General features: G+C 41.3%; 16 protein-coding genes, 3 rRNA genes and 1 pseudogene. 8 read left to right on the top strand and 12 right to left on the bottom strand.

Annotation, left to right across the window (positions count from 1 at the left end; all coding sequences use genetic code 11):
• Positions 1-73 precede the first annotated feature (73 nt).
• Together nasC and nirB are read right to left on the bottom strand one after the other, a co-directional pair.
• Positions 74-2,221, bottom strand: coding sequence for an assimilatory nitrate reductase catalytic subunit NasC (nasC, locus tag QF028_RS10010; RefSeq protein ID WP_429465063.1), 2,148 nt, complete (start codon positions 2,219-2,221; stop codon positions 74-76).
• Between the two features lie 55 nt (positions 2,222-2,276).
• Entirely contained in the window at positions 2,277-4,652 is a 2,376-nt protein-coding gene (gene nirB, locus QF028_RS10005) for a nitrite reductase large subunit NirB (protein WP_429465062.1), read from the bottom strand.
• A gap of 367 nt (positions 4,653-5,019) precedes the next feature.
• On the opposite strand from nirB, the gene QF028_RS10000 reads away from it, so the two are divergent.
• Positions 5,020-6,225, top strand: coding sequence for an MFS transporter (locus QF028_RS10000; RefSeq protein ID WP_429465061.1), 1,206 nt, complete (start codon positions 5,020-5,022; stop codon positions 6,223-6,225).
• A gap of 141 nt (positions 6,226-6,366) precedes the next feature.
• On the opposite strand, the gene QF028_RS09995 is transcribed toward QF028_RS10000, so the two are convergent.
• The gene (locus QF028_RS09995; RefSeq protein ID WP_410889009.1) at positions 6,367-7,218 is read right to left on the bottom strand and encodes a DUF2935 domain-containing protein; all 852 of its coding nucleotides are present in this window, start codon (positions 7,216-7,218) and stop codon (positions 6,367-6,369) included.
• 380 nt (positions 7,219-7,598) lie between these two features.
• Between QF028_RS09995 and QF028_RS09990 the strand changes: the two are divergent.
• The 3 genes and pseudogenes from QF028_RS09990 to QF028_RS09980 all read left to right on the top strand — a co-directional run.
• Positions 7,599-8,076: pseudogene (locus QF028_RS09990) on the top strand (transposase); the annotation flags it as partial.
• 37 nt (positions 8,077-8,113) lie between these two features.
• Positions 8,114-8,245, top strand: coding sequence for a transposase (locus QF028_RS09985; protein WP_429465060.1), 132 nt, complete (start codon positions 8,114-8,116; stop codon positions 8,243-8,245).
• Between the two features lie 145 nt (positions 8,246-8,390).
• Positions 8,391-9,503, top strand: coding sequence for an IS110 family transposase (locus tag QF028_RS09980; RefSeq protein WP_429465059.1), 1,113 nt, complete (start codon positions 8,391-8,393; stop codon positions 9,501-9,503).
• A gap of 690 nt (positions 9,504-10,193) precedes the next feature.
• Here the strand turns inward: QF028_RS09980 and QF028_RS09975 are convergent.
• The 4 genes from QF028_RS09975 to QF028_RS09960 all read right to left on the bottom strand — a co-directional run bounded on the left by QF028_RS09975 (position 10,194) and on the right by QF028_RS09960 (position 15,565).
• Entirely contained in the window at positions 10,194-10,334 is a 141-nt protein-coding gene (locus QF028_RS09975; protein ID WP_410889010.1) for a hypothetical protein, read from the bottom strand.
• Between the two features lie 225 nt (positions 10,335-10,559).
• A 5S ribosomal RNA gene (gene rrf, locus QF028_RS09970) occupies positions 10,560-10,676 on the bottom strand.
• Between the two features lie 199 nt (positions 10,677-10,875).
• Positions 10,876-13,811 (bottom strand): 23S ribosomal RNA (locus tag QF028_RS09965).
• Between the two features lie 204 nt (positions 13,812-14,015).
• Positions 14,016-15,565, bottom strand: a 16S ribosomal RNA gene (locus QF028_RS09960).
• Together the 16S, 23S and 5S rRNA genes form the textbook arrangement of a ribosomal RNA operon.
• 450 nt (positions 15,566-16,015) lie before the next feature.
• Between QF028_RS09960 and QF028_RS09955 the strand changes: the two genes are divergently transcribed.
• The gene (locus tag QF028_RS09955; protein WP_429465058.1) at positions 16,016-16,633 is read left to right on the top strand and encodes a YitT family protein; all 618 of its coding nucleotides are present in this window, start codon (positions 16,016-16,018) and stop codon (positions 16,631-16,633) included.
• 8 nt (positions 16,634-16,641) lie between these two features.
• On the opposite strand, the gene cysC is transcribed toward QF028_RS09955, so the two are convergent.
• The 5 genes from cysC to QF028_RS09930 are packed head-to-tail and all read right to left on the bottom strand — an operon-like array spanning position 16,642 to position 20,517.
• Complete coding sequence (gene cysC, locus QF028_RS09950; protein ID WP_410889794.1) at positions 16,642-17,241, bottom strand: adenylyl-sulfate kinase; 600 nt, start codon at positions 17,239-17,241, stop codon at positions 16,642-16,644.
• Between the two features lie 35 nt (positions 17,242-17,276).
• Positions 17,277-18,446: a sulfate adenylyltransferase gene (gene sat / locus QF028_RS09945; RefSeq protein ID WP_429465057.1), complete on the bottom strand. Its 1,170-nt coding sequence runs from the start codon at positions 18,444-18,446 to the stop codon at positions 17,277-17,279.
• A 43-nt stretch (positions 18,447-18,489) separates the two neighbouring features.
• A complete protein-coding gene (locus tag QF028_RS09940) occupies positions 18,490-19,191 on the bottom strand; it encodes a phosphoadenylyl-sulfate reductase (protein ID WP_429472259.1) in 702 nt (233 codons plus the stop codon).
• 28 nt (positions 19,192-19,219) lie between these two features.
• On the bottom strand, positions 19,220-19,765 hold the full coding sequence (locus tag QF028_RS09935; RefSeq protein WP_410889798.1) for a histidine phosphatase family protein: 546 nt from the start codon (positions 19,763-19,765) through the stop codon (positions 19,220-19,222).
• Entirely contained in the window at positions 19,756-20,517 is a 762-nt protein-coding gene (locus QF028_RS09930) for a phosphosulfolactate synthase (RefSeq protein ID WP_429465056.1), read from the bottom strand. The genes QF028_RS09935 and QF028_RS09930 overlap by 10 nt, the downstream gene beginning before the upstream one ends.
• 173 nt (positions 20,518-20,690) lie before the next feature.
• On the opposite strand from QF028_RS09930, the gene QF028_RS09925 reads away from it, so the two are divergent.
• The 3 genes from QF028_RS09925 (at position 20,691) to QF028_RS09915 (ending at position 23,177) form a co-directional block, all read left to right on the top strand.
• Positions 20,691-21,935 carry an MFS transporter gene (locus tag QF028_RS09925; RefSeq protein WP_215005752.1) on the top strand — a complete coding sequence of 415 codons (1,245 nt, stop codon included), beginning with the start codon at positions 20,691-20,693 and terminating at the stop codon, positions 21,933-21,935.
• Positions 21,936-21,996: 61 nt separating this feature from the next.
• Entirely contained in the window at positions 21,997-22,284 is a 288-nt protein-coding gene (locus QF028_RS09920; RefSeq protein WP_429465055.1) for a hypothetical protein, read from the top strand.
• A 128-nt stretch (positions 22,285-22,412) separates the two neighbouring features.
• Positions 22,413-23,177: a sulfite exporter TauE/SafE family protein gene (locus tag QF028_RS09915; RefSeq protein ID WP_429465054.1), complete on the top strand. Its 765-nt coding sequence runs from the start codon at positions 22,413-22,415 to the stop codon at positions 23,175-23,177.

Here is a 23,177-nt window from a genome sequence, read left to right as displayed (position 1 = left end):
GAATGTTTCTTAAACTATAGCACAGTACACTCAATAACTAACTCAATGTGTAAGGTCTTCTAACATAGAAATTTTAATTTAAGAAATCCTTAACTGGACTTACCTTTACAACACTGACTTTAAATCCAGGCATTTTACAGACAGGATCCAATTCTTTTGAAACAAGGAGATTAATATTTTGTGAGTCGGCCCAGTGGAAGGGAACGAAAATGGTATCATGGCGAATTGTTTCCGACCATTTGCTTCTAACCACAACACTTCCTCTTCTTGATTCGATTTTCACTAATGATTGATCTTGGATTTGAAATTTTAATGCGGTTGCTGGGTGAATTTCCATAAATGGTTCTACATTCCTTGCCGCTAAGGCTGGACTTTTTCTTGTTTGCACTCCTGTTAAGTAATGTGACATGACTCTTCCTGTTGTTAAATAGAGTGGAAACTCTTCAGATAATTGTTCTTTTGGAACCTCAGGAATATTCGGAACAACCACCATCGCTGCCTTTCCATCTGAATGGGCAAAGGATGTCTCAAACACTCTTTTCGTCCCGCCATGGTCAGGAGCTGGGCAGGGCCATAATATTCCGCCTTCCTTCCTCAGACGTTCGTAGGTCATTCCAAAATAATCAGCATTCCCGCCACGGCTTGCCATTCTTAATTCGGAAAAAATTTCCTCTGCAGATGAAAAGGAAAAATACTTTTCTTTTCCAAGTACACGGGCAATTTCACAAATAATTTGCCAATCATGCTTCACTTCTCCTGGACAAGGATAGCTTGCTTCCCGTAATGTTACCCGTCCTTCTATATTCGTCATTGTTCCTTCATCTTCTAGATAAGAAGAAGCTGGCAATATTAAATCGGCTAATCTTGCTGTTTCTGAAACAAACAGATCCACAGCTACAAAGAATTTTAATTTTTTAATGGCCTCTTTGACAAAGTGTGCATTTGGATTGGAGACAATCGGATTGGAACACATCAGAAACAAGCCTTGAATTTCACCTTCATGGATTTTCTCGATCATTTCATAGGCAGAAACACCTTTATGTGGTAGGTCGTCCTTGTTAATTCCCCAAACACTGGCCACATATTCTCGGTGTTCTTCGTTCTCAATCGACCGATATCCAGGAAGCTGGTCTGCTTTTTGGCCATGCTCTCGCGCCCCTTGGCCATTTCCCTGTCCTGTAATCGCCCCATAACCGCAGCCCGGTTTGCCAATTTTTCCTGTAGAAAGCAAAATATTTAGTAAATTACGGACAGTCATCGAGCCATTTGTGTGCTGTTCTACCCCTCTCGCTGTAAATATCATTCCTGTTTCTTCTTTACCAAACCTTACTGCGGCTTTGCGAATGAGTTCAATTGGAACGCCAGTTATCTCTTCAATTTCTTCTAAATTAAGGGATAATACATACTCTCTAACTTCTTCAAATCCGTTCACACGTTCTTGAATAAAGTCCTTATCAACATAATTTTCTTCAATGATAACTTTCAATATCCCATTAGCTAACACAGCATCTGTTCCCGGTTTAGGTTTTAAATGCAAGTCTGCTATTTTCGTTGTTGCTGTTTCACGAGGGTCGATTGCGATAATATAGGCACCATTTTCTTTTGCTCTTTCAAAATAAGGCATAATCGTTGGCTGACATTCAGCAATATTCGTCCCGGCTAATATAATGCAACGAGCCGATGGAATTTCTGCCAAGCTGTTCGTGAATCCTCGGTCCAACCCAAAGGTTTGACTCGCCGCTGAAGCAGCCGCAGACATACAAAGACGTCCATTATAATCAATGTATTTTGTTTTTAATGCAACCCGGGCAAATTTACCCAATAAGTAAGCTTCTTCATTTGTGATCGACGCGCTCCCATAAACTGCTAAGGCATTCAGTCCAGATTCTGCTTGGATTTTAGTAAAGTTTTCTTTAATTTTATTCAAGGCCGTCTCCCAGGAAACACGAACAAATTCTCCATTTACTTTTAATAATGGATATTTCAAACGATCCTTATGAAAAGCATGTTGATGTGCGTTCATACCCTTTATACATAAACGCCCCTCTGAGGTTGGATTCTCTTTACCGATGGTTATATACTTTTTTCTCGTAACAATCGATTGTTCAATCAATTGCATTTTACATTGCATACTGCAGTATGGACATTGAGACTCGTATTTTTTTTCTGATTTCACTTCTTGTTCCTTTGTACGAAAATACTTTAAAAATGCTTCTGTCAAAATAGCTCACCCTTTTCTCACTTTTTTCATAATAGTTAACTTTAACGAACGTTCCTTACAGGACGGTTGATGACCTAGAACTTTTTACTAAAAGCTTTTTGCGTAAGAAACGATCTTTCTCTAACCGCAGCAATAATTGCTGGCGATGTTCTAAGTCAAACAGAATTTCGCGCACATGCACTAAACCAACTCTTTCGATCCATTGCCATGTACGTTCAAGGAAATTGGCCGTTTCACGGTAATATTGAATAAAGGCACAAATAATTTCGATCACATCATGATTCAATGATTCAAGGCATAATAACTCGCCTGCGCGTACATTACGTCCACTGCTGCCACCGACATAAATTTCCCAGCCAAGGCCAGTTCCAATCACTCCGATATCTTTCGTAGTCGAACCTGCACCATTATGCATACAAGCAGATATGCCCATTTTGACACGGTAGGGTGTGGTGAGAAATTCCAATTTTTTTTCAAGACTGACAGCCAGTTGAATCGATGATTGCTTGTCACATTGGCAAATATGCTCGCCGATACTTGTTTTAATATTTTGAACCATATTTCCATAAGTGGAACTAACATCCATGTTCAAATCAGCCCAAACATCTGCCAGGTCCTCTTTCTTTACCCCCATCAAATGAATTCTTTGTTCACTAGTTACCGCAACATTTGAGATGTTATATTTCTCCGCAACATCGGCAATTGTTCGCAATTGCTCTGCTGTCGTTTTTCCGCCGTACATCTGTGGGACAACGGTGTAAGTACCATCATGTTGAACAATTGCATTCATTTGTTCGGATACAAAAAGTGATTCCTGTCGGCTCTCATACTCAGGATAGATCATTCCTAAATAATAGGCTAAGGCAGGACGACAGGTAGAACACCCTTCCTTATTTTCCCAATCAAGCACATCCATTACTTCTTGTACCGTAGTGCAGCTTTGCAATTGCATCTCATAAACCACTTCATCCTCTGTTAATGATGTGCAAGGGCACATCGATTTTTGTTCAATGACCTCATCAAATTCATCGCTCTGGATATAGGAAAGAAGATCAGATACTAACGGTTTACAGCCGCCGCACGAGCTGGATGCCTTGGTGCACTTTTTTACTTGTTCCACGGTAGTTAAACCATTTTTTAGAACCGCTTCAATAATGGCCCCTTTCGGCACTCCGTTACAATTGCAGATCATTTCACTATGTGCCATAGAAGCGATGGAATCTCCGCCACCACTTGAAGATTGAAACAAAGTAACTTTCTCTACGTCCGCCACATCTTGTTTTTTCGTGATCATATCTAGCAATCTTGTACGATCCCTTGTATCACCAAATAAAACGGCGCCAACTATTTTAGAATCTTCAAAGACAAGCTTTTTATAAGTACCATCTAACTCATCATAAATTTCAATTAATTTAAGACTTTCATCAGAGGCAAACTGACCAACTGAAAACACATCCACACCCGATATTTTTAATTGAGTGGAAAGAATAGTTCCTTCGTATCCTTTAGATTCCAAGCCGCAAATACGTTTGGCTAAAATCTTCCCTTGGTCATAAAGAGGTTTCACCAATCCATAGACAATTCCTCGATGCTCCACACATTCACCAACAGCGTAAATATTCGGTATATTCGTTTCCATATAATCATTAACGAGGATGGCTCGGTTAGTTTCGATTCCGCTTTCCTTTGCTAACTGTATATTGGGTCTTACCCCTACTGCCATTACAACCAAATCAGCTTCTGCTTCGGTACCGTCCTTAAATGACACTCCTTCCACGCGTTTGCTTCCCAAGATCTCCTTTGTTTCTTTTTCAAAAAGAAAATGAAATCCTTGCTTTTCTAACTCTGTTTGCAACAGTTTCGCTGCGGTTTCATCCAGTTGTCTTTCCATTAAATTTAGGCAATTATGCACCACGGTTACTTCCATATCAAGATTGAGTAGACCTTTGGCAGCTTCTAAACCTAAGACTCCACCTCCAATCACTACAGCTTTTTTATAATGCTTCGCTGTTTCAATCATTTTCTGACAATCTTCCATGGTTCGAAATGTGATGACTCCTTCTTTATCAACACCTGGCAGCGGCAGCTGAAATGGAATAGAGCCTGTTGCGATTATTAGTCGGTCATAAGGAACCTCCTGATTTTTATCCGTCTTAACAAGTTGTTCTTCCGTATCAATTTTTATCACCGTTTCTCCAGTAAACAGTTTGATGTTCTGTTGGTTATACCAATCACGATCATTGATTGTAATATCTTTAAACGATGTACCACCCTGCAAGACGGCCGATAATTGGATCCGATTATAGTTAGGGTGTGGTTCGCTTCCGAAAATCGTAATCTCAAAGGAATGAGGTGAATGCTTTAAAATCTCCTCAATGCTCCGCACCCCTGCCATTCCATTACCTATCAGTACGAGTTTTTGCTTATCCATTCTAAAAGCCTCCGTATGTTCGATATTTGGGTAACTGAAACCATAAATATCCCCTATTATTCCATAAAACTCATCAAAAGAAATTCAGTGTGTAACATTTTCTAACACAATAAGTTTCGTGTTAGAGTTCCTTACACGCTATGAGACATCTCCTGTTTCAATACGTTATTGTTTAACAAAGCAAGGGAAACACAAATACCAACAATGTTAAGGAGGGAAAGTGATGAAAAACAATATCGGTTTATTTTCATTCTTGGTTTTACTAGTAAGGGTCATGTTTTCAAAAGATAGCTGTTTTGAATGGTAATAAAAGTAAAAATGTATTTTGGTAGTTAACTATGATACAAATAGAAGGGAGAACAACAATATGAGGTTATCAGATTTAAAAAAAAGCGGGCATGCGCCATCATTAGCAGCGTCATTTTTATATTTTGATGTTAGTTTCATGATTTGGGTGATTTTGGGGGCACTAGGGGTTTATATAACAAAGGATTTTGGACTATCTCCCGCTCAGAAGGGTTTCATCGTAGCTGTTCCAATCCTAAGCGGATCGTTTTTCCGGCTCATCCTTGGAGTTATGACGGATCGTATTGGTCCGCGAAAAACAGCAATAAGCGGAATGCTCGTAACCATCATCCCGCTTGCTTGGGGCTGGTTATTCGGACAGACGTTAACCGAACTTTACTTGATAGGAATTCTACTCGGAGTAGCAGGAGCAAGTTTTGCAGCAGCTATACCTATGGCAAGCAGATGGTACCCGCCGCATTTACAAGGACTTGCAATGGGAATTGCAGGAGCTGGAAACAGCGGAACACTTTTTGCTACATTATTTGGCCCGCGTCTTGCAGAAAATATTGGCTGGCATAATGTAATGGGATTAGCTATTATTCCTCTTATGATTGTATTTATCTTGTATATTCTTCTTGCAAAGGATGCACCTTCACAACCAGCTGCAAAACCGGTGGTTGAATATTTAAAAGTATTTAAACAAAAAGACACATGGTTTTTTTGTTTGCTTTATAGTGTCACCTTCGGAGGATTTGTCGGTTTGTCCAGTTTCTTAAGCATCTTTTTTGTGGATCAATACGATTTATCAAAAGTAAGAGCAGGCGATTTTGTCACTCTTTGCGTGGCTGCAGGAAGCTTTTTCCGTCCTGTTGGTGGTTTCATAGCCGATAAAATCGGCGGCGTACGCCTTCTGACCTTTTTATTTATCGGGGTCGCGCTCAGTATGTTCGGCGTAAGCCAGCTTCCATCTTTGGCAATTGTAACAACCTTATTGTTTTTCGGAATGCTCTGCCTGGGAATGGGTAATGGAGCGGTCTTTCAATTAGTTCCACAGCGCTTTCAAGAAGAAATTGGGATGATTACCGGGATTGTCGGAGCAGCAGGCGGGGTTGGCGGATTTTTTGTACCAAATATACTTGGATCACTTAAGGAAATTACCGGAACGTACGGATCTGGATTTATCGTTTATACAGGGGTTGGAATCACGGCCTTAATCGTGCTGCTTATTGCACAAATGTCATGGCGAAAAACCTGGTCGCCAAAAGAAGCCTCAATTAAAAATTAGAGATAATTTTTTATGGACAGCTACTAAATAGTAAGAAAAAGAAGCAGAACCTGAAGAAGGCTATTCTTGAACCTAACGGGGATCCTAGAATAGCCTTTTCAATTTATCTGCTTTTTTGCATAGGATGCCTTCTTCAATCTTCTAAAATCTAGGTTGTGGGGTACCGCTTGTAAGATGCGCATCAAACATATCAATAATTTCAAGAAATCTATCAGCCTCACGAAAAACATGGTCTGCTAATAGTGGATGGATGATACTCTTTATTTTACATTGCTCAATTAAATCACGTGCCGTTTTCTTGAAGTCACGTAGAGAGGAGACCGACACACGATTCTGATCCAGGAATTGATCTAAAAGAGGAACGGTTTGAGATTGTGGTTTCATAGATTCTAAGTCTCTTGCTTGATACATCAATTGATCAAAGTCATTGCTGAAATTTTGGGCAATATCAATTAACTTCCTTTCAGATGGATCCAGTAGATGACCTATAAATTTAGCATGGTCTGCCATAATTCTTAGGAAGAAGACATTTTCTTTTATGATGGCATCAGGAAGGGGTTTTAATTTACCTTCATTTAATTCTATTAATCGTTTTCTAAAATAATTAGCTTCTCTACTTATATGATCAACTAGCAGTGGAAAATTATTTGCCCCCGGCAATTTACAAGTAAGTATTAATCCAAGTACTTTTCGTTTATATACAAAAATATTGGTTGCAGCTTGTTGTACTTCCGAATTAAATCTTCTTATTTGTTCAGGATCAGCTTGATTGGAAGTGGAATGTGCAGTTTGTTCGATACGTTCAAACAATTGATAAAATTGATTAGCCTCTTGGATTAGTTGAGTATCCTCTGCTCTAAAACCTAATCGAAGAAATAAAGAATGCTCTTTCATGATCCTAGACCAAAAACGTATTTCATTTAACGATCGCTCAACAAACATTCCGGATGTAACACCTGTATCAGGATGTTGTAAGTTTTCATCCCCATTCATTCAAAAACCCCCCAGTAAATACTTCATTCGTTCTATTCTTATTAATAAATTCATATAAATATACCCAAATAAGAGTTTCAAAAGGTTCCCCTTTCTAAAATAAATAAGAAATAACAAAAGAAAAGACGTGTGAAATCACACGTCATCAGGCTGTCGAGAAACTTTCGACAGCCTCTTATTTTCTACAATAACTTTAACCATTCACCGCGTTAATTTATTATAATATTATTAATATATAGGCTTTGCAACATGTCTGTTGATTTGCGCTCCAGGCACTTCGCTTTCCGCGGGCGTGCCGGGGAGCCTCCTCGGCGCTGAAGCGCCTGCGGGGTCTCCCCTGCTCCGTACTCCCGCAGGAGTCTGCGTGCCTTCCACGCAAATTTAAAATGATGTTTATTGGTTATATTTATGGCATCCGATCCGAGCGACAATTACAAAGAGAAATTGAAATGAATGTTGCCTACCGCTGGTTTTTAGGCCTGAAATTTAAGGATCCTGTTCCACACCACTCGACGATTAGTTGGAATCGCCAACATCGTTTTAAAGGTACCGATATCTTTCAGGATATTTGATGAGATTGTTCTCCAGGCAATGAATCACAAAATGGTAGGTGGTCTTGTCTTATTTTCGGATTCTACTCATTTAAAGGCTAACGCTAATAAACATAAATTCACAAAACAAGAAATTGAAGTAGAGACTCGTGAATATTTTGATGAATTGAATAAAGCCGTAGAAGAGGACAGATTAGCTCACGGAAAAAAGCAGTTAAAGGAAATGAAGGAAACTAAAGAAATTCGGGTTAGTACCACTGATCCCGAATGTGGATTTATGTCTCGTGAAAATAAGCAGGAAATGTTTTGTAATAAGGGAAAATCGCTTATCTAAATCTGGAAAAATGCTTTATAAATTTAGAAAGGAAAAAATTGAGCGAAGCTTCGCAGACTCAAAAGAGCTGCACGAGCTTCGCTATTGCCGGTTACGGGGATTGAGAAAGCAAGCGAACAGGCTCTCCTTACCACGGGGCTAGGGAGACCCCGCAGGCGCTAGCGCCGAGTTATCATGAACGAAACTAGCTCCTTACTCGTAAATTCGTAGGTTAATTTGGTAAGAATGTTTAATGTTGAAAAACAAAAAACCAAATTAGAGCTACATTACGAAAGGAGCTAGTCATTATGCAGGATGCCATAAAATTTGTAGGTTTAGACGTATCAAAGGAAAAAATTGCTGTAGCTATTGCTGAAGAGGGCCGCGGAGAGCCTAGATACTTTGGAATGATTCCTCATACACCTGAAGCAATTAGGAAATTAATAAAAAAACTTGGAGAACCTAACACTCTTCGAGTGTGTTATGAAGCAGGTCCAACTGGGTACCCACTATTTAGACTATTACTTACTTTGGGAGTTCATTGCGATGTGATAGCTCCATCCTTAATACCTAAAAGACCAGGTGAGCGTATCAAGACAGATCGTAGGGATTCTATCCGACTTGCTCAGTTATATCGAGCAGGTGAATTAACACCTATTTATGTTCCTGATACGGAAGATGAAGCTCTCCGTGATTTAGTAAGAGCACGTGAAGACGCAAAAGAAGATGAACTAAGAGCTAAGCATCGTTTATCTAAATTTTTATTACGTAATAATCTTCACCCACCAGCTGGAGTTAATAAATGGACTAAAAAGTATCGTGAATGGCTAAATGTATTAAAATTTGAAAACTCATCTTTACGAGTGGTTTTTCAGGAATATTATCATCAATTAAAAGAGTTAGAACAACGAATTCTAAGACTCGAAGAGGAAATAAAATTACAAGCAGCCGAAGGTGTTCATGCTCCAATGATTCAAGCCTTACAAGCATTAAGAGGTGTTGCGCTTATAACTGCGACTAGTCTTGTCGCAGAAATTGGTTCTTTTAAACGTTTTCCAACCCCGAAACAATTTATGGCTTATGTTGGTTTAGTACCGAGCGAATCCTCTAGTGGTGAGAAAAGGAGACAAGGAGAAATTACTAAAACTGGAAATCGCCATGTTCGCCGTCTATTAATTGAGTCTGCTTGGAGTTATCGATATCAACCTTCAGTTAAAGGTGAATTAAAGAGACGGCAAGACGGCTTATCTCCAATAGTTCAAGGTATATCCTGGAAAGCTCAAAATAGGCTTCATAAAAGATATTTTCAACTACTATCCAGAGGAAAAACAGGTGGTAAAGCAATCACTGCAGTAGCAAGAGAGTTGGCAGGTTTTATTTGGGCTATTACGCAAGAGATAAATGATACTTCCAAAATTTGATTGTAAATATTGAAAATAAAATGCTTTTATATTGATTTAAAAATAGAAGATGAGAATAGGGCTCGAAGGCAAAGAGTAATACCGGAAAGGAAAATCCACGTGCCTCCTCTGTGCTATACCTTATAAGGGTTAACGCACGCGCCGAGTTAGTGGAAAAGTCCTTTAAACGGAAAGATAAAATGTGAAAACCCACGAATATCAGAATGCTAACCGCAGTAGAGATTTTTGCTTTCGTGCCGTGTTCTTAACATCTATTCAAATAAATAAGGAGCGGACATGTGATCATTTCTTCTTTAGCTTAAAATAGTGTCTCATCTCTTAGAATGGCAGTCAAGGAGAGCACTTGACAGCCATTCTAAGAGATGAGAATAGGTTGGTAAGCTAAAGAAAGAGATAATCTAGCCAGAAGGCTAATAAGACAACAATGAAAAGAAGCCAAAATTAGCTTCTCTTCTTAAAATTGCCCAAAAATAATACAAATACTAATTTAGAGTGGGGGCCTTGACAGTTTCGTTCATATCAGGAGGCTCCCCGGACCACCCGCGGAAAGCGAAGTGCCTAGAACGGAAATCAACAGGCCCATTAGCAGGTACAATGAATAATTAAATGCTGAGAATAAAAAATTGCCGAGAAAAATACTCTTTCTCGACAATCTGAACAGTTTAAACTGTCGTTTTTCTTTTGCTTTAATTATTGTCCTTGTGCTCCATTTGGGGTAACTCTCCGTACGTGATTATCCTCAAAGTTGTTTTTCCGAAGTGCATCCACTTTGTCGTTTAAGAGTTTCTTTTGATCAACTTCTGATGAAGGTGTCTGTTTATCTTTTGACATCTAAAAAACCTCCCTTTTTAATTTTAACCCTCTTTTATTTTGCTTATATTATTGAAAACTAATCAATCTTAATTGAAGTAATACTTACCAATACGCTTTTACTCTATTTACCGTTTATGGCTTTTTTCCTCCTCTTCGGGCACTAAAGACCTTCAACATCAAACCTGACTATCCTACAATTTTTTGAAACGCAAAAAGACAACCATTACTGGTTGTCTTCAATTTGCCTGGCAACGTCCTACTCTCACAGGGACGCGTGTCCCAACTACCATCGGCGCTGAGAAGCTTAACTTCCGTGTTCGGTATGGGAACGGGTGTGACCTTCTCGCCATTGCTGCCAGACTTGTTTTTTGAGGTATCATTCCCTCAAAACTAGATAATGCAGAAGAAGTTTGTAAAACTGAGTGTGCCTTAAAATTGTCCAGCTGCGGCTCCTAACTTCTCGGCCGTTTCAATCTGTCCCTCCAAATCCAAAACCAGGATTTGCAGTGCCAGCTCTCCAACGTCTGTCGAAGTTGAACAGTCGCCTCCGCTTTTCGTATTGGTTAAGTCCTCGAACGATTAGTATCAGTCAGCTCCACATGTTACCACGCTTCCACCTCTGACCTATCAACCTGATCATCTTTCAGGGTTCTTACTAGCTTGCGCTATGGGAAATCTCATCTTGAGGGGGGCTTCATGCTTAGATGCTTTCAGCACTTATCCCGTCCGCACGTAGCTACCCAGCGATGCCCTTGGCAGAACAACTGGTACACCAGCGGTGCGTCCATCCCGGTCCTCTCGTACTAAGGACAGCTCCTCTCAAATTTCCTGCGCCCACGACGGATAGGGACCGAACTGTCTCACGACGTTCTGAACCCAGCTCGCGTACCGCTTTAATGGGCGAACAGCCCAACCCTTGGGACCGACTACAGCCCCAGGATGCGATGAGCCGACATCGAGGTGCCAAACCTCCCCGTCGATGTGGACTCTTGGGGGAGATAAGCCTGTTATCCCCGGGGTAGCTTTTATCCGTTGAGCGATGGCCCTTCCATGCGGAACCACCGGATCACTAAGCCCGACTTTCGTCCCTGCTCGACTTGTAGGTCTCGCAGTCAAGCTCCCTTGTGCCTTTACACTCTGCGAATGATTTCCAACCATTCTGAGGGAACCTTTGGGCGCCTCCGTTACTCTTTAGGAGGCGACCGCCCCAGTCAAACTGCCCACCTGACACTGTCTCCCACCCCGATCAGGGGTGCGGGTTAGAATTTCAATACAGCCAGGGTAGTATCCCACCGACGCCTCCACGCAAGCTAGCGCTCACGTATCTCAGGCTCCTACCTATCCTGTACAAGCTGTACCAAAATTCAATATCAGGCTACAGTAAAGCTCCACGGGGTCTTTTCCGTCCTGTCGCGGGTAACCTGCATCTTCACAGGTACTATAATTTCACCGAGTCTCTCGTTGAGACAGTGCCCAGATCGTTACGCCTTTCGTGCGGGTCGGAACTTACCCGACAAGGAATTTCGCTACCTTAGGACCGTTATAGTTACGGCCGCCGTTTACTGGGGCTTCGATTCAGAGCTTCGCGTGAGCTAACCCCTCCTCTTAACCTTCCAGCACCGGGCAGGCGTCAGCCCCTATACTTCGCCTTGCGGCTTCGCAGAGACCTGTGTTTTTGCTAAACAGTCGCCTGGGCCTATTCACTGCGGCTCTTCGAGGCTATTCACCTCAAAAAGCACCCCTTCTCCCGAAGTTACGGGGTCATTTTGCCGAGTTCCTTAACGAGAGTTCTCTCGCTCACCTTAGGATTCTCTCCTCGCCTACCTGTGTCGGTTTGCGGTACGGGCACCTTTTATCTCGCTAGAGGCTTTTCTTGGCAGTGTGGAATCAGGAACTTCGGTACTAAATTTCCCTCGCTATCACAGCTCAGCCTTCGCGAGAAGCGGATTTGCCTACTTCTCAGCCTAACTGCTTAGACGCGCATATCCAACAGCGCGCTTACCCTATCCTCCTGCGTCCCCCCATTGCTCAAACGATAAAGAGGTGGTACAGGAATATCAACCTGTTGTCCATCGCCTACGCCTTTCGGCCTCGGCTTAGGTCCCGACTAACCCTGAGCGGACGAGCCTTCCTCAGGAAACCTTAGGCATTCGGTGGATGAGATTCTCACTCATCTTTCGCTACTCATACCGGCATTCTCACTTCTAAGCGCTCCACCAGTCCTTACGGTCTAGCTTCAACGCCCTTAGAACGCTCTCCTACCACTGACATCAGAGATGTCAATCCACAGCTTCGGTGATACGTTTAGCCCCGGTACATTTTCGGCGCAGAGTCATTCGACCAGTGAGCTATTACGCACTCTTTAAATGGTGGCTGCTTCTAAGCCAACATCCTGGTTGTCTAAACAACTCCACATCCTTTTCCACTTAACGTATACTTTGGGACCTTAGCTGGTGGTCTGGGCTGTTTCCCTTTAGACTACGGATCTTATCACTCGCAGTCTGACTCCCACGGATAAGTCTTTGGCATTCGGAGTTTGTCTGAATTCGGTAACCCGATGAGGGCCCCTAGTCCAAACAGTGCTCTACCTCCAAGACTCTTACTACGTGAGGCTAGCCCTAAAGCTATTTCGGAGAGAACCAGCTATCTCCAAGTTCGATTGGAATTTCTCCGCTACCCACACCTCATCCCCGCACTTTTCAACGTGCGTGGGTTCGGGCCTCCATCCAGTGTTACCTGGACTTCACCCTGGACATGGGTAGATCACCTGGTTTCGGGTCTACGACCACATACTCATACGCCCTATTCAGACTCGCTTTCGCTGCGGCTCCGTCTCTTCAACTTAACCTTGCATGGGATCGTAACTCGCCGGTTCATTCTACAAAAGGCACGCTATCACCCATTAACGGGCTCTAACTACTTGTAGGCACACGGTTTCAGGAACTATTTCACTCCCCTTCCGGGGTGCTTTTCACCTTTCCCTCACGGTACTGGTTCACTATCGGTCACTAGGGAGTATTTAGCCTTGGGAGATGGTCCTCCCTGCTTCCGACCGGATTTCTCGTGTCCGGCCGTACTCAGGATCCACTCAGGAGGGAACGAAGTTTCGACTACAGGGTTTTTACCTTCTATGACGGATCTTTCCAGATCGCTTCATCTACCCCGTTCCTTTGTAACTCCATGTTGAGTGTCCTACAACCCCAAGAGGCAAGCCTCTTGGTTTGGGCTATGTCCCGTTTCGCTCGCCGCTACTCAGGGAATCGCGTTTGCTTTCTCTTCCTCCGGGTACTTAGATGTTTCAGTTCCCCGGGTATGCCTTCTATACCCTATGTATTCAGGTAAAGATACTGTTCCATTACGAACAGTGGGTTCCCCCATTCGGAAATCTCCGGATCAAAGCTTACTTACAGCTCCCCGAAGCATATCGGTGTTAGTCCCGTCCTTCATCGGCTCCTAGTGCCAAGGCATTCACCGTGCGCCCTTTCTAACTTAACCTAAAAGGTTATTCTCTTACTTATATAAGAGAGAAAACTAAAATGGCATTGACTCGGTTCTTACATTGACTTCTTCATTACGATTATCTAGTTTTCAAAGAACGATTAAAAAAAGCTTTGAGAGAATTGTACTCTCAAAACTAAACAAACAAAGATCGTGTCACAAACTGTTTTGTCTGGCTCACAGGTCCAGCTTTATCCTTAGAAAGGAGGTGATCCAGCCGCACCTTCCGATACGGCTACCTTGTTACGACTTCACCCCAATCATCTGTCCCACCTTAGGCGGCTGGCTCCTTGCGGTTACCCCACCGACTTCGGGTGTTACAAACTCTCGTGGTGTGACGGGCGGTGTGTACAAGGCCCGGGAACGTATTCACCGCGGCATGCTGATCCGCGATTACTAGCGATTCCGGCTTCATGCAGGCGAGTTGCAGCCTGCAATCCGAACTGAGAATGGTTTTATGGGATTGGCTAAACCTCGCGGTCTTGCAGCCCTTTGTACCATCCATTGTAGCACGTGTGTAGCCCAGGTCATAAGGGGCATGATGATTTGACGTCATCCCCACCTTCCTCCGGTTTGTCACCGGCAGTCACCTTAGAGTGCCCAACTGAATGCTGGCAACTAAGATCAAGGGTTGCGCTCGTTGCGGGACTTAACCCAACATCTCACGACACGAGCTGACGACAACCATGCACCACCTGTCACTCTGTCCCCCGAAGGGGAAAAACCTATCTCTAGGAGTGTCAGAGGATGTCAAGACCTGGTAAGGTTCTTCGCGTTGCTTCGAATTAAACCACATGCTCCACCGCTTGTGCGGGCCCCCGTCAATTCCTTTGAGTTTCAGCCTTGCGGCCGTACTCCCCAGGCGGAGTGCTTAATGCGTTAGCTGCAGCACTAAGGGGCGGAAACCCCCTAACACTTAGCACTCATCGTTTACGGCGTGGACTACCAGGGTATCTAATCCTGTTTGCTCCCCACGCTTTCGCGCCTCAGCGTCAGTTACAGACCAGAAAGCCGCCTTCGCCACTGGTGTTCCTCCACATCTCTACGCATTTCACCGCTACACGTGGAATTCCGCTTTCCTCTTCTGCACTCAAGTCCCCCAGTTTCCAATGACCCTCCACGGTTGAGCCGTGGGCTTTCACATCAGACTTAAAGGACCGCCTGCGCGCGCTTTACGCCCAATAATTCCGGACAACGCTTGCCACCTACGTATTACCGCGGCTGCTGGCACGTAGTTAGCCGTGGCTTTCTGGTTAGGTACCGTCAAGGTACCGGCAGTTACTCCGGTACTTGTTCTTCCCTAACAACAGAGCTTTACGACCCGAAGGCCTTCATCGCTCACGCGGCGTTGCTCCATCAGACTTTCGTCCATTGTGGAAGATTCCCTACTGCTGCCTCCCGTAGGAGTCTGGGCCGTGTCTCAGTCCCAGTGTGGCCGATCACCCTCTCAGGTCGGCTACGCATCGTCGCCTTGGTGAGCCGTTACCTCACCAACTAGCTAATGCGCCGCGGGCCCATCTGTAAGTGTCAGCCGAAACCGACTTTCAGCTTTTCCTCATGAGAGGAAAAGGATTATCCGGTATTAGCACCGGTTTCCCGGTGTTATCCCAGTCTTACAGGCAGGTTGCCCACGTGTTACTCACCCGTCCGCCGCTAACCAACAGGAGCAAGCTCCTATTAATCCGCTCGACTTGCATGTATTAGGCACGCCGCCAGCGTTCGTCCTGAGCCAGGATCAAACTCTCCAAGAAAGTTGATTCGCTCATTTTGTTACGTTGGCTTAGCTTCAACAAATGAAGCTAATAGTTATTGTTTGTTTACACGTCTTTGTTTGTTTAGTTTTCAAAGAACAAAACTATTTCTCCTGCTACCATTATCACTACTAGATTACTAGTTTTTAAAAGTGACAGGAAATATACTATAACATGTCCTTGCAAACATCGTCAACAATTTATTTTTTATCAATAACGTTTTGACTCGCTCGTGAAGGAACTTTCTTATAATAACATCCGAGTGTGTAGCATTCAATAGATAATATTTTCCAATCTATTTAGCATCTTTTATCTTGATATTATCACGTTGAAAAAACATTCTACATATTCCTTTTTTTCTTCTCATAAAATGGACAAGGAGTGATAGTCCTGAGGAGGTATTTATGTGGAATTGAAAAAAACAATTGATATGGTTTATTTCTTTAAACTATGAAAATAACTTATTTAACCTATTTCTGCATTTTATTTGGGGCTACCCTTCAGGGCATGTCGATGTCCTTGTTTTTATTTCCTCACTCCATCCCTTCCGGCGGGGCAGCAGGACTTGCGATCTTGGTAAATCACTGGTTTCATTTATCTCTTGGTTTCTCATTATGGCTATCTAATATTGTTTTTCTACTTTTCGCTTTAAAGTATTTTGGATACACCTGGACCATTCGAACGATTCTTTCGGTTGCTATTACCTCCACGACAGTAACTTTTCTAACAGCCCTAGTTCCACATCTTCATATCCATATCATGGTGGATATACTATGTGGAAGTGTTTTCTTTGGTATTGGAGTAGGATTATTGATTCGAGCGGGGGCATCCAGCGGTGGAATGGTCATTCCTGCATTAATGATCGCTTCCTATAAGAAATGGAGTCCCGGAAAAGTAATGATGGGAATAAACTTTTTGATTTTTTTATTAACCGCCCTTGTGATTGATTATAAAATTGTTATTTTCGCAGTTATTTGCCAATTCTTTTCAACGAATATCATTGATTTTATTTTTGAATTAAAATTACAAAAAATAAGATTCCTAACGACGAATTGGAGAAAAAGATAAGAAGATCCCTAAAGAATCTTCTCTTCCTTTAAATAGGCTATAATTTTTTCAACTGATTGATCAAGTGTCATTGTATCAGTTTCAATCATGATTTCTGGATCATTTGGCACCTCATACGGAGAGGATATTCCCGTAAAGTCAGGGATTTCTCCTTTTCTTGCTTTTTTATATAGACCTTTTGGGTCCCGGTCTTCACAGATATTGATAGGACAATTCAAAAATATTTCAATAAATTCGCGGGGTTCAAACATATTTCGAACAAGCTGCCTATCATCAAGAAATGGAGAAATAAATGCAGAAGAAACAATCAGGCCGCTGTCAACAAACAGTTTTGCCACTTCCCCGATTCTCCGAATGTTTTCTCTCCTGTCCTCAATCCCAAAACTTAAATCACTATTTAGCCCGTGGCGAATATTATCACCGTCCAAAACATAGCTCCTAATATTTTGTTGATACAAAGCATGATCAACAGCATTAGCCAAGGTAGATTTTCCTGATCCAGATAAACCTGTAAACCACAATACACAGCTTTTATGCCCATTTAATAGGTAGCGATCTGTTTTTTTTACCGTTGACTGATGCCAAATAATATTCTTACTATTTCCCATTTCATCACCCCTTTATTTTCTACAAATGGTTCGCTTTAAGGGGTCTCCAAACGGCGGGTTTCATCTAAGTAGGCTTCTTTCATTCCTTGGATTAGAATTTCAACCACTTCTGGCCGGCTAAATTCCTTTGGCGGCTGTTCCCCGTTTTTTAACATACCTCTAACTTTTGTACCTGATAAAATTACATGTTGCTTTGAATCATGTGGGCATGTTTTTTCAGAGGCCATGTTTTCACATTTTTTACAATAAAAGCTATGTTCAAAAAAGAGCGGTTTAATGCCGAGTTCTTCGTCAGTGAAGTGACTAAATATTTTTTGGGCATCATATGTTCCATAATAGTTTCCGACTCCGGCATGATCTCTCCCTACTATAAAATGAGTACACCCAAAATTTTTCCGGACGATGGCATGAAAGATTGCTTCCCTAGGCCCAGCATATCTCATCGCGGCAGGAAAAACAGAAAGGAACACCCGATCTTTCGGGTAATAATTTTCTATTAAGACTTGATAGCTTTTCATACGGATTTCACCAGGAATATCATCCGATTTGGTCTCACCCATCAACGGATTTAAGAAAAGCCCATCGACAGTCTCTAATGCTGTTTTTTGTATATATTCATGGGCCCGGTGCACGGGATTTCGAGTTTGGAAACCAACTACCGTATTCCAACCGAATCTCCTAAACTGCTTCCTTGTTTGGATGGGGTCCAAATAATAGCTTTCAAACTTACTTTTCTCAGGTCTTTTTATCAGGGTAATGGGACCTCCGAGATAGATCTCCGGTCGTTCTAACAGCCTTTTAACCCCTGGGTGATGAATATCGGTTGTTCTGTATACCATCTCAGCTTCAAACTTTTTATCAGGGATAAATAATTCCTTCACCTCCATTACACCATACACAGTGCCATTATGGATTAGATTAATCATCTCACCGGTTTTAAGTTCCTTCGCTTTATCTTTGTTGATAGATAATGTAATCGGTAACGACCACGGCAGTCCATTGATCAGCCTCATATTACTAACTACTGAATTATAGTCAGATAGACCCATAAACCCAGTTAGCGGACTATAGGCTCCATTTGCAATTAACTCTAAATCACTTAATTCTAAATTACCTAATTCTATATAGTTACGAGTGTAATCAATTGGAGTATTTAGGTTAATCCTATTTACCAATTCACCCCCATGGGGGACACTTTCACTCATTTTACTCCCTCCCTAACCTCTTAAATTTGCCTTTTTGGCCTATTTATGCCTCATGGAGTCCGCATTCAGTTTTCGATTGACCAGCCCACCGTCCGGAACGAGAGTCTCTTGAATCTGCGACAGGCTTTGTACAGGGAGCACAGCCAATACTTGGGTACCCTTTATCGTGTAAGGGATTGTAGGGTAAATGATTTAGATGGATATAAGTCATAATGTCTTCCCATGACCAGTGAATAAGGGGACAAATCTTTATTTTCTTAAACTTTTCATCCTTATTTATATATTGAGTGTTACTCCTTATGGTGGATTGATCTCGCCTTAGACCTGAGATCCATGCTTCAACATCCTGTAATGCTTCCTTTAGAGGAACCACCTTTCTTAAATGACAGCACAGATTGGGGTTACTCTGCCACAATTCGTCTCCATACCATTTGGTTTGTTCATCCAACGATATCCTAGGTTTAATAAGCTCGATTTGCAGCGATGGGTACCTGTTCCTGACTTCCTCAATTAATTGATAAGTTTCTGGAAAGTGGAGGCCGGTATCGAGGGAAATAATTTTCGCATTTTTATTTACTTTATGAATTAAATCGATTAAGACAATTCCCTCTGCGCCAAAGCTGCACGAATAGACAATTCTCTCTCCATAATTTTGGTATGCCCATTTTAAAATATCTAGAAAATCGCGAGGATGGTCCAAAAGGGTACCTACCTTTTTTTCATCCCAATTTTCATACGTCAACAGATCAGACAATTAAGGTCACCTCGACTTTCTATCCTCGAAGATTGGAATTCATTGCTAGTGTAATACAGGCATTGTTTTCGACAATTATTTTATTCATGTGATTAACATCGCCAAACTGCGAATAAGAAATCATTGCCCTAATCCACGATCCATGGCCGAACACTAAAATATTGGACAACTTCTTATATTTTTCGATAAACAAAACAACCCTTTCTTCTAAATTCTTAATACTTTCTCCTAACACAAGATCTTTTGGGTTATTAATCCAAAGCTCACGATATTTCTCGAAAAGTTCTTCCTTTGGACGCCCTTCAAATGGACCAAAATCTAATTCATCTAATAAACCCTCTGTTTGGCATGCGTGGCCATATAGCTGAGCTGTTTGATGAGTTCGTTTTAGGGTGCTGGCCAAAACAAGTTCAAATGGTGCTAATTTTTTCAGCCGCTGCTTATTCTCTGCTATTCCTAAATATAATTCATCTGTTAATGGGGATAGTTCTATATCTCTCCTGCCTTGCAGCCAGGTTTTTTTATTCCATTCTGTGGGAAGATGTCTGATTAGCGTTATTTGCATTCATTTCCCTCCAAAAAAAATGTTTCACTTCTTAGACCACAGCGTTGCGCTTCTAATATTAGTACATCTCGTATTTTCACATTTCCTAAATTGACATTCGGTCCAATTTCTTTAATAAAATACATTTGATGTTTTGCCGATGGTGCTTCAAAGATGATTTTTTTGCTGTCAATACCTCTGACCAACTCTTGAATTAAATCAGATTTAATATCACCGCATTTTTCATAAATACCTGAAGTTCCAGAATCCCTGCCTTCTGTAATCACATATTCACAACCTGCTTCTAAGAAGAGCATTATCTCTTCTTTCCATCCACAGATAGACATTTCTTGATTAGGATCCTTGGAACCAACTTCTGCGATTACATGAAAGTCATTTTTTAATTGTGAAATTAAACGGAGGCGTTCATTTATTGGGATATCTAGTGTCCCATTAGATATTTCGAGCCATTCAATCCCTAAATCCTGTAAAAAGGATAAATATTCAGGAATTTTTTTTTGGTAAAAGCATTTTTCAAATAATGTACCCCCACAATAAGTCCTAATATGATATTCCTTGTAAAGCCGAACCTTTTCCTTTATGTTTGGCGTTACATAAGCTGAACCAATCCCGATCTTAGCTATATCAATAAAGCTGCCATAATCAGCTAAGATATTCTTTAATTCTCCCATGGGGGTTCCCGTATCGATCACAGATGTTAGACCGTATGATCTAATTCCTGAAGTCCTTTCGGGAATGGTTAAAAAACTCATAGGGAATGCGCCTCCTCTATTTTTCTAGGATAGATTATTCAAAAAATGGGTGAATGTGTATATAATGGGCTTTATCCCCTAGGAAATAGGCAATTGTCATTGTATAAACTCTTGTCTCATTCCAAACAATAATAGGGCTTAATTTCACAGTTACAGTTAGGGGTGTACATTCATTGCCAAAGCAAAAGCATAAAGGCTTGACGATTACTGCAATCGGTTCAATCCCACTTATTTTGGTGTTAGGAAACTCAATGTTAATCCCAATTCTTCCAAAAATGAAATCAGAACTAAATATTACTCAATTTCAGACTAGCTTAATTATCTCAGTATTTTCGATTGCAGCGGCAATATCTATACCTGTTTTAGGATATTTATCTGACCGTTTTTCACGAAAAGCAATTATTATCCCTGCTCTTATCGTGTATGGCAGCGGGGGTCTTTTAGCTGGTGCTGCAGCAGCCTGGTTCTCCAATCCGTATACATGGATACTTGCCGGGAGAGTTTTACAAGGGATTGGTGCTGCTGGTACGGCTCCAATTGCCATGGCATTGGCAGGCGATTTATTTAAGGGTGGCGAACAAAGTAAGGTTTTAGGCTTAGTGGAAGCATCGAATGGATTCGGAAAGGTTATAAGCCCAATTATCGGTTCGCTTCTAGCACTTCTGTTTTGGTATGCTGCATTTTTTGCCTTCCCGATTTTTTGTGCGATGTCTGTACTCTTCACCATCTTTTTTATCAAGGAAAAAAAGGCAGAAAAAGAACCTCCTCCTTTGGGAAAATATGTGAAGGGTCTTGTATCAGTTTTTAAAACAGAAGGACGCTGGTTATTTGCAGCATATTTCACAGGTGCCTCCTGCCTTTTTACACTATTTGGGATTTTGTTTTATATATCCGATATTCTCGAGAAAGATCATCAGATTGATGGTTTACTAAAAGGTGCAATTTTAGCGATCCCCCTTTTATTTATGACAACAACCTCCTATTTTACAGGCAGTAATATCGGAAAAAAAATGAAAGTAATGAAAAGATTAATTGTCATCGGCTGTTTATTAATGACTGCTTCCTTTGCATCATTGGTCTTCTTTACAAATTTACTTCCATTTTTTGCTGTCTTAGTCATAAGCAGTATTGGAACTGGTCTCGTTCTTCCTTGTATTAATAGCTTTATTACTGGTTCCGTACCGGCAGACCGGCGTGGATTCGTTACCTCCCTATATGGATCCGTTAGATTTTTAGGTGTTGCCATTGGTCCACCTATTTTTGGGGCATTAATGGAATGGTCCCGTTCAGGGATGTTCTTATCTACAGCAGGTTTAACATTGTTATGTGGATTGCTTTCCATGATTCTCATACATGTTGCTAAAAAGGAGCCTTCAGAAGAAAGTGATTCATTGTTTGAAAAATTATCCTTCACATAAAATTGAAAAAGGTCCGGTTAGGAGAGTTTACTTGACAATGGGGCTAGATAAAAAGGAGTAGATGTCATTGCAAATTTATTTTTCTCCTGAGGTAATCACACCGCAGTTTCAGGTATTAAATGTGGTGGATGGAAATAACAAAGCAATAGGAAACGTGGCTCTTCTATTTGATGAAAAAAAGCTTTATGTTTATGGAATTTTAGAAGAGATAGAAGTCGGAGCGGATTTTAAGGATTTAGTCACACCTTATATAAAAGGATTAGCTAAGGCTCGGCCTGGATTAGATATTTTCTCTTGTTTATATGTCGGATGTAAAAAAATAAATTTGAATGAAGAAGAAAAAGAATAATGATTCAGGTGGACTCCAAGCTGGGTCCACTTTTTTTTGGGCATACCATTCATGTCACAGGTATCTAACTCCTTCATATTTTAATGTTATAAATCAACATTAGATTAGATATTCGGGGTGTGCGTGTAATGAGCATGGGGATTATTGTAATGGGTCTTTTAATCGGCTTTATGGTCGGATTAACAGGTGTTGGAGGGGCCGCTTTGTTGACTCCAATTTTAATTTTATTAGGTATCAGCCCTTCAATTGCAGTAGGTACAGATCTTGTTTATAACTCCATAACCAAACTTTTTGGTTCAATTCAACATTGGAGGCAGAAGACGATAAATTTCAAGTTAGTAAAGTATCTAGCGATTGGGAGTATTCCAAGTGCGATCTGTGCAGTAGGAATTCTCCATTTATTTGATACTTTTTTTCATAACCAAGAAGTGGTGATTAAACATGCTTTGGGTTACGTTTTAATATTGGTAGCATTGACTACCTTGTTTAAAACATTTATGAAAAATAAATTAGAATGGAATCATTTTCAAAAGAAGCCGATCCATGAAAAAAGGGGCTTAACCATTCTTATTGGTGCTATATTAGGTTTTATTGTAGGCTTGACATCGATTGGATCTGGTTCATTGTTTGCTTTAGCTATGATTTACTTGTACAGATTGAGAACTCCAGAATTGGTCGGAACCGATATCGCACATGCCTTTTTATTAGTCTCCGCTGCAGGGATTATGCACGCAGGAATCGGCAATGTTGATTATCTATTAGTGTTTAACCTTTTAATGGGGTCGATCCCTGGTGTCATATTAGGAAGCACCTTATCCTCTAAATTACCAGCAAAACCTCTAAGAACTATTATGGCAGTGATGATTTTGATTAGTGGGTTTAAACTAATTTAA

It is taken from the genome of Neobacillus sp. B4I6, from assembly GCF_050434045.1.
Classification (GTDB): domain Bacteria; phylum Bacillota; class Bacilli; order Bacillales; family Cytobacillaceae; genus Neobacillus.
The sequence above is the reverse complement of the archived record's forward strand: the minus strand, read 5'-3'. Positions and strand labels throughout refer to the sequence as shown.